Origin of the sequence: Thioalkalivibrio sp. ALJ15 (assembly GCF_000383695.1) — a bacterium.
In the GTDB taxonomy this organism is placed as follows: domain Bacteria; phylum Pseudomonadota; class Gammaproteobacteria; order Ectothiorhodospirales; family Ectothiorhodospiraceae; genus Thioalkalivibrio.
In genome coordinates this window covers 242,070-254,385 of record NZ_KB912056.1, presented here as the reverse complement: position 1 = coordinate 254,385, position 12,316 = coordinate 242,070, and the positions used below count along the sequence as shown (strand labels likewise).

The 12,316-nt window shown below is 65.5% G+C and carries 9 protein-coding genes; 4 read left to right on the top strand and 5 right to left on the bottom strand.

The window, feature by feature from the left end; genetic code table 11:
* Positions 1–128: 128 nt before the first annotated feature.
* Together purD and purH are read right to left on the bottom strand one after the other, a co-directional pair.
* The gene (gene purD / locus G015_RS0101235; protein ID WP_012981592.1) at positions 129–1,418 is read right to left on the bottom strand and encodes a phosphoribosylamine--glycine ligase; all 1,290 of its coding nucleotides are present in this window, start codon (positions 1,416–1,418) and stop codon (positions 129–131) included.
* A 13-nt stretch (positions 1,419–1,431) separates the two neighbouring features.
* Entirely contained in the window at positions 1,432–2,997 is a 1,566-nt protein-coding gene (purH, locus tag G015_RS0101230; protein ID WP_012981593.1) for a bifunctional phosphoribosylaminoimidazolecarboxamide formyltransferase/IMP cyclohydrolase, read from the bottom strand.
* A gap of 477 nt (positions 2,998–3,474) precedes the next feature.
* On the opposite strand from purH, the gene G015_RS0101225 reads away from it, so the two are divergent.
* On the top strand, positions 3,475–4,293 hold the full coding sequence (locus G015_RS0101225) for a class I SAM-dependent methyltransferase (protein WP_012981594.1): 819 nt from the start codon (positions 3,475–3,477) through the stop codon (positions 4,291–4,293).
* Positions 4,290–5,138 (top strand): methyltransferase domain-containing protein, encoded by an 849-nt coding sequence (locus tag G015_RS0101220; RefSeq protein ID WP_012981595.1) that lies wholly within the window; start codon positions 4,290–4,292, stop codon positions 5,136–5,138. The genes G015_RS0101225 and G015_RS0101220 overlap by 4 nt, the downstream gene beginning before the upstream one ends.
* A gap of 39 nt (positions 5,139–5,177) precedes the next feature.
* On the opposite strand, the gene G015_RS0101215 is transcribed toward G015_RS0101220, so the two are convergent.
* Positions 5,178–5,918 carry an arginyltransferase gene (locus tag G015_RS0101215; protein WP_012981596.1) on the bottom strand — a complete coding sequence of 247 codons (741 nt, stop codon included), beginning with the start codon at positions 5,916–5,918 and terminating at the stop codon, positions 5,178–5,180.
* 157 nt (positions 5,919–6,075) lie between these two features.
* On the opposite strand from G015_RS0101215, the gene metH reads away from it, so the two are divergent.
* Positions 6,076–9,867 (top strand): methionine synthase, encoded by a 3,792-nt coding sequence (metH, locus tag G015_RS0101210; RefSeq protein WP_012981597.1) that lies wholly within the window; start codon positions 6,076–6,078, stop codon positions 9,865–9,867.
* A 75-nt stretch (positions 9,868–9,942) separates the two neighbouring features.
* Here metH and G015_RS0101205 read toward each other — a convergent pair whose 3' ends face one another.
* Positions 9,943–10,704, bottom strand: coding sequence for a sulfite exporter TauE/SafE family protein (locus G015_RS0101205; RefSeq protein WP_012981598.1), 762 nt, complete (start codon positions 10,702–10,704; stop codon positions 9,943–9,945).
* Here G015_RS0101205 and G015_RS0101200 point away from each other — a divergent pair.
* On the top strand, positions 10,703–11,353 hold the full coding sequence (locus G015_RS0101200) for a DUF4124 domain-containing protein (protein WP_232196813.1): 651 nt from the start codon (positions 10,703–10,705) through the stop codon (positions 11,351–11,353). The two genes, G015_RS0101205 and G015_RS0101200, sit on opposite strands and share 2 nt — an antisense overlap.
* An 8-nt stretch (positions 11,354–11,361) precedes the next feature.
* Here the strand turns inward: G015_RS0101200 and argB are convergent, their stop codons facing one another.
* Complete coding sequence (gene argB, locus G015_RS0101195; RefSeq protein ID WP_012981600.1) at positions 11,362–12,240, bottom strand: acetylglutamate kinase; 879 nt, start codon at positions 12,238–12,240, stop codon at positions 11,362–11,364.
* Between the last annotated feature and the right edge of the window lie 76 nt (positions 12,241–12,316).

The following is a 12,316-nucleotide window of genomic DNA, read 5'->3' as shown; positions in this document are numbered from 1 at the left end:
GCGTTGCGCCGCTTGCGGGTAGAACCACTACCCGCTGCACGACGCGCCTGGCCTCGGAAAACCTGGGGTACCAACGCGAGCGTGTACATTAATCAGTGTTTCCCTGGGGTGTGGACCGCCGCCCGGGATCATCCCTCGCGAGCGACGGCGCGATAGCCAATATCTGTCCGGCAGTATATATCCTCGAAGTGGATCCGGTGCACGGCCTCGTAGGCCTTTTTCTGGGCGGATTTCACGTCCCTTCCAAGGCCCACGACGCAGAGCACGCGGCCCCCGGCGGTCACGACTGCGCCGTCTTCGCGCGTTGCGGTCCCGGCATGAAATACGTAAGCCTCGGGGTTGTTCTCCACCGACTCGAGTCCGGTGATCACATCGCCTTTGCGGTAGGCGCCCGGGTAGCCTCCGGCGGCCAGCACCACGCCGAGGGCGACGCGGGCATCCCAGCGGGCCTCGATCTGGTCCAGTCGTTCGTCCAGCGCGGCCTCGACCAGGTCGGCCAGGTCCGATTCCAGGCGGCTTAGGATCGGCTGGGTCTCCGGGTCACCGAAGCGGCAGTTGAATTCCAGCACCTTCGGGTTGCCCTCGGCGTCGATCATCACGCCGGCATAGAGGAAACCGGTATAGCGTTCGCCGTCGGCGGCCATGCCGCGCACGGTTGGTTCGATGACCTCGCGCAGGATGCGCGCGTGCAGCGCGTCGGTGACCACCGGGGCCGGCGAATAGGCACCCATGCCGCCGGTGTTCGGGCCCTGGTCGCCGTCGTCGCGTGCCTTGTGGTCCTGCGAAGAGGCCAGCGGCAGCACATGCTCGCCGTCCACCATGCAGATGAAGCTCGCCTCCTCGCCACGCAGGAACTCCTCGATCACCACGCGATGCCCGGCCTCGCCAAAGGCATTGCCGGCCAGCATGTCGCGCACCGCGGCGCAGGCTTCGTCTTCGGTCTGAGCCAGGATTACGCCCTTGCCGGCGGCCAGGCCGTCGGCCTTGACCACGATCGGGGCCCCGTGGGCACGGATGAAGTCCAGCGCGGCGGATTCATCCTCGAAGCTGCCGTAGGCGGCGGTGGGGATGCCGTGGCGCTGCATGAAGTCCTTGGCGAAGCTCTTGGAGCCCTCGAGCTGCGCGGCCTTTGCCGAGGGACCGAAGCAGCGCCGCCCGGCGGCGCGGAAGGCATCCACCACGCCGGCAACCAGCGGCGCCTCCGGGCCGACTACCGTGAATGCAATGTCCTCGCGCTCGGCCAGGGCCAGCAGGCCGTCGATGTCGGTGACGCCGATCTCGACGTTTTCGCACTTCGCGGTACGCGCGGTGCCGGCATTGCCGGGGGCGACCAGCACGCGCTGGACACGCGGGGACTGGGCGAGCTTCCAGGCCAGGGCGTGTTCGCGTCCGCCGTTGCCGATAACGAGTACGTTCATGATGGGTCCCGGATCAATGGCGGAAGTGGCGCATGCCGGTGAACAGCATGGCGATTCCGTGTTCGTCGGCGGCGGTGATCACCTCGTCGTCGCGCATCGAGCCGCCGGGCTGGATCACGGCGGTGATGCCGGCCTCGGCGGCCGCATCGATGCCGTCCCGGAACGGGAAGAAGGCATCCGAGGCCATGACCGAGCCGGCCACCTGCAGGCCCTCGTCGGCCGCCTTGATGCCGGCGATGCGCGCGGAGTACACGCGGCTCATCTGGCCCGCACCCACCCCGATGGTCTGTTCGTCACGCGCATAGACGATCGCGTTTGATTTCACGTACTTCGCCACCTGCCAGGCAAAGCGCAGGTCCTTGAGTTCCTGTTCCGAAGGCGCGCGTGCGGTGACCGTCTTCAGCTCGACATCGGCCAGCGAGCCGCGGTCGGCATCCTGCACCAGCAGGCCCCCGCCGATGCGCTTGTAGTCGAGGCCCGGCGCGCTTCCCGCGGGCGGGATCTCCAGTACGCGCACGTTCTTCTTGGCGGCCAGGGCACGCAGCGCGCCCGGGGTGATCTCCGGGGCGATCACGACCTCCACGAACTGGCGGCTGACGATCGCGTGCGCGGTGTCGCCGTCCAGCGGCCGGTTGAAGGCGATGATGCCGCCGAAGGCCGAGGTGGGGTCGGTCTGGAAGGCGCGTTCGTAGGCCATCAGCTGGGTCGGGGCCGCGGCCACGCCACAGGGATTGGCGTGTTTCACGATCACGCAGGCGTTCTGCTCGAACTGGCGCACGCATTCCCAGGCGGCGTCGGCATCCGCCAGGTTGTTGTAGGACAGGGCCTTGCCCTGGTGCTGGCGATAGCTGGCCAGACTCCCCGGTGCCGGTTGCGGGTCGCGATAGAACGCCGCGCGCTGGTGCGGGTTCTCGCCGTAGCGCAGGGACTCGACACGCTGGAAGGTCGCGTTCAGCTGGCCGGGGAACGGCTCGGCCTCGCCATCCTCGGTGAGCGCCGACAGGTAATTGCTGATGGCGGCGTCGTAGCGCGCGACGTGGTCGAACGCCGCGACCGCCAGGCGAAAGCGCAGGGACTGCGGCACCTCGCCGGCCTCGCCGATCGCGGCCAGCAGCTCGCTGTACTGGTCCGGGCTGGTGGCCACGGCCACGTCCCGGTAGTTCTTGGCCGCGGCGCGCAGCATGGCCGGTCCGCCGATGTCGATGTTCTCGATGGCCTCCTCCAGGCTGCAGCCCGGGCGCGCGACCGTGGCCTCGAACGGGTAGAGGTTCACCACCAGCAGGTCGATCGGCGGGATGTCCTGCTCGGCCATCACGTCGGCGTCGATGTCGCGCCGCCCCAGGAGCCCTCCGTGGATGCGCGGATGCAGGGTCTTGACCCGTCCATCCATGATCTCGGGGAAGCCCGTGTGCGCGGAAACCTCGATAACCGGGAGGTTGTTTTCGGCCAGCAGGCGGGCGGTCCCGCCGGTAGACAGGAGTTCCACGCCGTGTTCGTGCAGGGCGCGGGCAAGCTCCACGACACCGGTCTTCTCGGAGACCGACAAAAGGGCGCGCTGAAGGGGTCGGCTGGGGGTCATGCGGGGCCTCGAAATCGCGTCAAAACGATCATTATATCGAACGTTCGGGGCCGGTGGCCCGGCCCGGGCCCGGGGCGGCGCGCCCGGCCTCAGCTTGTAATTTTTGCGCAAAACCTTCAGGGTATAAAAACGATTTCGGACACAACGCCCGCGTTCAGACGCAGCGCGCGGCGCCGTAAACGATCCCCGAGCCAGGCGGGATGGGCCCGCCAGACCACGGCTCGGCATCCGGGTAACGAATGACCCTCCGGATGTACAGGATGAACCGGCCATGCCGGTGCCGGGCGCTATTACAACGCGCCCGTTGCATTGCTTCCCGAACACCAGGCCTGGCCTGGGCGGATCGGGCGAATGGCGAGACCGCCGGGATATGCGGGGGTCGCGGTTCTCTGCGTTTGCGCGGTGTTGTGCCGACGGATCGGCCCCGGGCCGTCCGTTCACGCTTACGACAGCAGCAAAAAGCCAAGAGGAATCAGCATGTCCGCGAACATCAAGAACGATCAGGATTTCGGCGAGAAGCCGACCGAGCGTCGCGATACCGAGAACTATCGCAACGAGTACACCACCGGTTTCGTCGACAAGTGGGATGACCTGATCGATTGGGACAACCGCGCCAAGAGCGAAGGCACCTTCTTTATCGAGGAGCTGAAGAAGCGTGGTGCCAAGCGCGTGCTGGATGTGGCGGCCGGTACCGGCTTCCATTCCGTGCAGCTGCGCGAGGCGGGCTTCGACGTGGTCACGGCCGACGGCAGCCCGGAGATGCTGGCCAAGGCGTTCGAGAACGGTCGCAAGCGGGGTCACATCCTGCGCACCGTGCAGGCCGACTGGCGCATGCTGAACCGCGACATCTACGGCCGCTACGACGCGGTGGTCTGCCTGGGTAACTCCTTTACCCACCTGTTCAACGAACACGACCGCCGCAAGGCCCTGGCCGAGTTCTACTCCGCCCTGAACCACGATGGCGTGCTGATCCTCGATCAGCGCAACTACGACACCATCATGGATCACGGCTACTCGTCCAAGCACACGTACTACTACTGCGGCGACGACGTCCAGGTGCAGCCGGCGCATGTGGATGAGGGTCTGGCCCGCTTCCAGTACCGCTTCCCGGATGGCTCCGAGTACTTCCTGAACATGTTCCCGCTGCGCAAGGCCTATGTGCGTCGCCTGATGCGCGAGGTCGGCTTCCAGCAGATCGAGACCTACGGCGATTTCCAGGAGACCTACCGCGAGACGGATCCGGACTTCTTCATTCACGTCGCCGACAAGCGTTACATCGAGGACGAGAACCGATGAGCAACCAGTATTCCGACGTCGTCGAGACGGCGCGCGACTACTACAACAGCGAAGACGCCGATACCTTCTACAAGCTGGTGTGGGGTGGCGAAGACCTCCACATCGGCATGTACGAGTACCAGGGCGAGCCGATCGGTGACGCCAGCCGGCGCACCGTCGCGCACATGTCCGACCTGCTCGGCGAGCCGCAGCCGGAATGGCGCGTGCTCGACATGGGCGCCGGGTATGGTGGCGTGGCCCGCTACCTGGTCGAGAACTACGGCTGTGACGTGACCGCGCTCAATCTCTCCGAGAAGGAGAACGAGCGTGATCGCGAGATCAACAAGGCGCGTCATCTCGACCACAAAATCACCGTGGTCGACGGCTCCTTCGAGAAAGTCGACGAGCCGGATGCCTCCTACGATGTCGTCTGGTCCGAGGACTCGTTCCTGCACAGCCAGAACGACAAGAAAAAGGACGTGATCAAGGAGGCCGCGCGCGTGCTGAAGCCGGGTGGCTGGCTGATCTTCACTGATCCGATGCAGACCGACAACTGCCCGGATGGCGTGCTCGATCCGATCCTGGCCCGCATCCACCTCGACTCGCTGGCCAGCCCCTCGCTCTATCGCGAGGCGGCCAAGGAAGCGGGGCTCTACGAGGTCGGGTTCGAGGAACACTCCAGCCAGATCGCGACGCATTATGGTCGTGTGAAGCAGGAACTGGAGTCGCGTGAAGAGGAACTGCGTGGCTATATCTCCCAGGACTACATCGACCGCATGAAGCAGGGTCTGCAGCACTGGGTGGACGGCGGCCAGTCGGGTTATCTGACCTGGGGCATCTTCCGCTTCCGCAAGCCGGCCGAGTAAGTCGGCCGGGGAGTGCTGGCGGCCGCTACGGGCCGGCCGTTATGGGCGGCTCGTCAGTCGCTTCCAGACCCCGCTCACCCGGCCCTCGATGGGCCGGAAGCGGGTCTTGTAGGCCATCTTCGGGGCCTGGTCGATCCAGTATCCGAGGTAGACATGCGGCAGGCGCAGCCGCCGGGCATGCGCGATCTGCGTAAGCACGGCGAGGGTCCCCAGGCCGCGATCCGGGGTCTCCGGATCGAAAAAACTGTACATGGCTGACAGCCCCTGAGGGGTGCGGTCGGTGAGCGCAACGGCCACCAGGGTGTGGTCCCGGCGGAATTCGAGGATATCCACCGGACCGTTGCGGTGGCTGAGCATGCCCGCGTAATCGTCGCGCCCCATGCGTTCCATGCCGCCGCCGGTATGGCGATGGGCGAGATAGCGCGAGAACAGCGGCATGTGTTCGTCCAGGTCCGCGCAGGGCGTATGCCCGGGCTGGTCCGGGGGGCGCGTAATCGTGACCGCGAGATCATGATTGCGTTTCAGGCAGCGGCGCTGGCTGCGGCTGGGTGCGAAGTCCGTAACCGGGATGCGCACCGGGACGCAGGCCGAGCACGTCGGGCAGTGGTGGCGATAGACGAACTGGCCACTGCGGCGAAAGCCCTCGGCAAGCAGTTGCCCATAGCGCGCCCCGCCCAGGCTGACCGCGGGGTCGACCAGCAGGCTCTGCATCTCGCGGTCGTCCAGATAGGGACAGGCCTGCGGGGCCGTAACAAACCAACGGATCGGGTGCTCCTGCATGTGGCTATCGTGACACGACTCGCGACGGGCGCAAAAGAGGATGCCGGGCCCGTACATCAATATCCGGAACACCGCCCCGCAAGGCGGGTTCCCGCCGGGCTGCACCGCGCTGCCCGGCCACGACAATGAATCCATTCAACACAATGGTGTACCGCACATGACGGCAACGCGAAACGACATCGAGAAAGCGCTGAAAGAGCGCATCCTGATTCTGGACGGCGGGATGGGCACGACCATCCAGCTGTACAAGCTGGAGGAGGCCGACTATCGCGGCGAGCGCTTCAAGGACTGGGAATCCGACCTGAAGGGCAACAACGACCTGCTGTCGCTGACCCGTCCGGACATCATCGAGCAGATCCACAACGACTATCTCGAGGCCGGCGCCGACATCATCGAGGCCAACACCTTCAACGGTACCCGCATCGCGATGGCGGACTACCACATGGAGGACCTGGTCCCCGAGCTGAACCGCGAATCCGCGAAGCTCGCGCGCAAGGCCGCCGATGCCTGGACCGAGAAGACCCCGGACAAGCCGCGTTACGTGGCTGGCATCCTCGGCCCGACCAACCGTACCGCGTCGATCTCCCCGGACGTGAACGACCCGGGCGCGCGCAACGTCGATTTCGACACCCTGGTCGAGTCCTACAAGGAGGCCGCCGAGGCCCTGGTCGAGGGCGGGGTGGATATCCTGCTGATCGAGACGGTCTTCGACACCCTGAACGCCAAGGCCGCGATCTTCGCGGTGAAGACGCTGGAAGACGAGCTCGGGAAGGAACTTCCGATCATGATCTCCGGCACCATCACCGACGCCTCCGGCCGTACCCTGTCCGGTCAGACCACCGAGGCCTTCTGGAACTCGGTGCGTCACGCGAACCCGGTCTCCATCGGCCTGAACTGCGCGCTGGGCGCGAAGGAAATGCGCCAGTACGTGGAAGAGCTGTCGCGCATTGCCGACACCCACGTCTCCGCGCACCCCAACGCCGGTCTGCCGAACGAGTTCGGTGACTACGACGAATCCCCGGAGCAGATGGCTGCGGACGTCGGCCCCTGGGCCGAGCAGGGCCTGCTGAACATCATCGGCGGCTGCTGCGGCACGCTGCCGGAGCACATCCGCGCGATGCGCGAGGCGGTGGAGAAGTTCCCGCCGCGCAAGGTGCCGGAGATCGCCCCGGCCTGCCGTCTGTCCGGCCTCGAGCCGTGCAACATCACCGACGACTCGCTGTTCGTGAACGTCGGCGAGCGCACCAACGTGACCGGCTCGCGCAAGTTCCTGCGCCTGATCCAGAACGAGGAATACGACGTCGCGCTGGAAGTCGCGCTGAACCAGGTCGAGGGCGGCGCCCAGATCATCGACATCAACATGGACGAGGGGATGCTGGAGTCGCAGGACGCGATGGTCCGCTTCCTGAATCTCTTGGCTGGTGAGCCGGACATCGCCCGCGTGCCGGTGATGATCGACTCCTCCAAGTTCGAGATCATCGAGGCCGGCCTGAAGTGTGTGCAGGGCAAGGCGGTGGTCAACTCGATCTCCATGAAGGAGGGCGAGGAGAACTTCATCAAGCAGGCCCAGCTGTGCCGTCGCTACGGCGCCGCGATCGTGGTCATGGCCTTCGACGAGGACGGCCAGGCCGATAACGAAGACCGCCGCGTCGAGATCTGCACCCGTGCCTACAGGCTGCTGACCGAGAAGGTCGGCTTCCCGGCCGAGGACATCATCTTCGACCCGAACATCTTCGCGGTCGCGACCGGTATCGAGGAGCACAACAACTACGGCGTGGACTTCATCGAGGCCACCCGTCGCATCAAGCAGGACCTGCCGCACGCGCTGGTCTCCGGCGGCGTGTCCAACGTGTCGTTCTCCTTCCGCGGTAACGAGCCGGTGCGCGAGGCGATCCACGCGGTGTTCCTGTACCACGCCATCAAGGCGGGCATGGACATGGGGATCGTCAACGCCGGCCAGCTGGCGGTCTATGACGACATCGACGAGAAGCTGAAGGAAGCGGTCGAGGACGTGGTCCTGAACCGTCGCGATGACGCGACCGAGCGACTGCTTGACCTGTCCGAGGAGTACAAGGGCCAGGGCGGCGGCAAGAAGGAAGAGAACCTCGAGTGGCGCGAATGGGAAGTCACCAAGCGCCTCGAGCACTCGCTGGTCAAGGGCATCGACACCTACGTGGTCGAGGATACCGAAGAGGCGCGTCAGCAGTACGACCGCCCGATCCAGGTGATCGAGGGCCCGCTGATGGACGGCATGAACGTGGTCGGCGACCTGTTTGGCGAGGGCAAGATGTTCCTGCCGCAGGTGGTCAAGTCCGCGCGCGTGATGAAGAAGGCCGTGGCCCACCTGATCCCGTACATCGAGGCCGAGAAGACCGGCACCGAGAACAACGGCAAGATTCTGATGGCCACGGTGAAGGGCGACGTCCACGACATCGGCAAGAACATCGTCGGCGTGGTCCTGCAGTGCAACAACTTCGAGGTCATCGACATCGGCGTGATGCAGCCCGGTGCGGAGATCCTGAAGGCGGCCAAGGAGCATGACGTCGACGTCATTGGCCTGTCCGGCCTGATCACCCCCTCGCTGGAGGAGATGGCCAACTTCGCCGCAGATCTCGAGCGCGAAGGCATGACGACGCCGCTGATGATCGGGGGTGCCACCACCTCGCGCGCCCACACCGCGGTCAAGATCGAGCCGAACTACTCCGGCCCGGTGGTCTGGGTGAAGGACGCCTCGCGCGCGGTGGGCGTGGCCCAGAGCCTGATCAGCCCCGAACTGCGCGAGAACTACGCCGCCGAGATCCGCGAGGAATACGAAAAACTGCGCGTGCAGAACGCCGGGCGCAAGAAGAAGACCCAGTGGGTCACCCTGGAGAAGGCGCGCGCCAACAAGCCGCAGATCGACTGGTCGAGCTATACCCCGACCAAGCCGAAGGCGCTGGAAACCGACAAGCTGCCGGGCGAGCCGAAGGTGCTGCACCCGCATGGCGACGGCTCCGTGCTGCTGCGCTTCGACGACTTCGACCTGAACGAGGTCAGGAACTTTATCGACTGGACGCCGTTCTTCCACTCCTGGCAGCTGCACGCCGCCTACCCGCGCATCCTCGATGACGAGAAGGTGGGCGAAGAGGCGCGCAAGCTATTCAAGGATGGCCAGGAGATGCTCGATCGCATGATCGAGGAGAAGTGGGTCACCCTGCGTGGTGTAGTCGGCTTCTTCCCGGCGAATACCGTCAATGATGACGACATCGAGGTCTACACCGACGAGAGCCGCTCGAAGGTGCTGAAGAAGCTGCACCACCTGCGTCAGCAGACCGAGAAGCGCCGTGGTCAGCCGAGCCACTCGCTGGCCGACTTCCTGATGCCGAAGGAGGCTGGTGGTCCGGACTACCTGGGTGCGTTTGCGGTCAGCGCCGGTGGCGACGTCGATGCCAAGGCCGAGGAATACGAGAAGGCCAACGACGATTACCACGCGATCCTCGTGAAGAGCCTGGCGGACCGTCTGGCCGAGGCCTTTGCCGAGTGCATGCACCAGTATGTGCGCAAGCACTACTGGGGCTATGTCCCGGACGAGGCGCTCGAAAACGAAGACCTGATCGACGAGAAGTACCAGGGCATCCGTCCGGCCCCGGGCTACCCGGCCTGCCCCGAGCACACCGAGAAGGGCACGCTCTGGGAACTGCTGCAGGCCGACGAGCACGCGGACATGACGCTCACCGAGAGCTACGCGATGCTGCCGGTCTCGGCCGTATCGGGCTGGTACTTCGCCCATCCGGAGTCGCGCTACTTCGGTCTGGGCAAGGTCAACCGCGACCAGGTCGAGGACTACGCCAAGCGCAAGGGCATGTCGTTCGAGGAGGCCGAGCGCTGGCTCGCGCCGAACATCGGCTACGACGACAGCGACGAGGCCAAGGCGGAAGCCAGGGCCGAGCGCGAGGCCCGGTCGGCCTGATCGGCTGCAAGATGTGCCGCTAATCGAAGCCCCGCCTCGTGCGGGGCTTCTTTTTGTTCGCGTTTTCTACCGTGATCAGGGCACCGGGGCCAGTAGAGCGATCCCGGTCAGCACGGTCACCACCTCGAATGTCCGCTTGACCAGCCGGTTGCCGTAGCGGTGGGCCAGGGCCGCCCCCAGATAGCCGCCAATGAAACTGCCGACCAGCAGCGCCGGCAGCCAATCCCACTGGACGGTGCCGAAGGTGCCGAGCAACAGGGCCCCGGCGCCATTCCAGACCAGCCCCACCAGTACCATGGTGTACCCGACCGCCTGGGTGTAGCTCATCCCGTACCAGCGCACCAGCCAGAGTGTCACCATGAGTCCGGTGCCGGAGGCCAGCGAGCCGTTCAGGATGCCGATGATGAACAGCCCCAATGCACCGATCACGGCGTGGTGCAGCGTCTTGTCGGTCTCGCGAACGGCCTGCCCTAGTTGCGGCCGGCGCCAGGAGTACCAGCCCAGTGCAATCGTCAGCAGGCCCAGGGCGATCTCGCCGGCCCGCGGGGGGATCCCCAATACCAGCCAGGCACCGATCAGCACCCCGGGAAGACCGGCCGCAAGAATGACGGCTAGGCGTGCCGGTTCGAATGTGCTTTGCTTGAGGTGCCGCAGACTGGCCCCGGCGCCCAGCGCAACGGTGGCAATCTTGTGTGTGGCCAGGGCAACGGGATAGGGGAGTCCCAGGAAAATGAGGACCGGCAACTGCAACAGGCCGGCCCCGCCGCCCGCAAGGGCGGAGAATCCATTCGCCAGGATGGCGATGAAAAGCAGGCCGAGGTGTTCGAGTATGGTCATGTCAGGGGGCAGAAAGCGCGGTTCCGTGTGGTGGCACGGTGTTTTTTGGGGGACGTTGGCACTGGTGCTGGCGCTGCCGGCTCATGCGGATATCTACCGCTGGGTTGATGATGGCGGCACGGTGCACTACTCGAACACCCCGCAGCCCGAGGCCAGCCAGCGCGAGCGCCGCGTATTTGATTCCCACGGCCTGATGCGGGAGATCATACCCGCTCCCCCTACCGCCGAGGAGCGTGAGCAGGCCCGGGCCGAACAGGAACGTGCGCAGCAAGAGCTGGAGGCCGCGCGTCAGGCGCGGGCCGACCGGGTGGCGCGCGAGCGTCAGCTGCGTCAGGCCTACGAGAATCTGGACGAGATCGAAGAACTGCGCGCGCGCCGCGAGGCGGCCATTGGTGGCGATATTGCGCGTTCCGAGGCGCAGGAGATCACCCTCTTGCGCGAGCGCGAGCGTATTCGTCGTCAGTATGAGTCCAGCGAGTCCGCGTCGGCGCGCGCACGGTTCGAGGTGCAATTGGAGGATTTGGAGGTGCGTATCGACCGCGAGCGCGCCTACCGTCGCGGGCAGGAAGATCGCCTCGCCGCCATCCAGCAGCGGCTGGATCTGGACCGTGAGGACTATCAGCGCCTGGTCGGCAACGGCGAAGGCTAGAAACGCCTTTAACGACTGATCAGGGTGCCCACGCCCTCGTCGGTCAGAAGCTCCAGCAGCACCGCGTGTTCCACCCGGCCATCGACGATATGCGTGGCGTTGACGCCGCTGCGCACGGCATCCAGCGCGCAGCGGATCTTCGGGATCATCCCGCCGTGGATCGTCCCGTCGCGGATCATCTCGTCTACCTGCGGGGCCGACAGCTTGGGCAGTAGTTCGCCGTTGCCGTCCAGCACACCCGGGGTGTTGGTCAGCAGGAACAGCTTCTCCGCATCCAGCACCACCGCGAGTTTCTCGGCCGCGGTGTCGGCATTGATGTTGTAGGCCTTGCCGTCGCGGTCGAAACCGATCGGCGCGATCACCGGGATGAAGTCGCTCTCGTCCAGGGTATGCACGATGGCGGGGTCCACCCCTTCGACCTCGCCCACATGGCCCAGGTCCACGGTCGGCTGCCCCTCGGAGGCGCCGTAGTCGCGCAGCGGGTTTGCACGGATCATCTGGCCGTCCTTGCCGGTCAGGCCCACCGCGCGCCCGCCGAAGCGGTTGATCAGCGAGACGATCTCCTGATTCACGATCCCGCCGAGCACCATCTGCACCACGTCCATGGTCTCGCGGTCGGTTACGCGCAGACCGTTCACGAACTCTGTCTGCTTGCCCAGCCGTTCCAGCAGCTGGCCAATCTGCGGCCCCCCGCCATGCACTACCACCGGATTCACGCCCACTTGCTTGAGTAGCACGATGTCGCGTGCGAACGAGGCCTTCAGGTGGTCCTCGGTCATGGCGTTGCCGCCGTACTTGATCACGATCGTCTTGCCCGCGAAGCGCTGGATATAGGGCAGCGCCTCGATCAGGACATGGGCTACGGAATGGGCCGTCTGGGTATCCATGGCGTTTCGGTGGTCCTTGGCTGGGGGCGCAGTTTACCACTGCCAATCTTCTTCAGGTGGGCGTTCTCCAGAACAT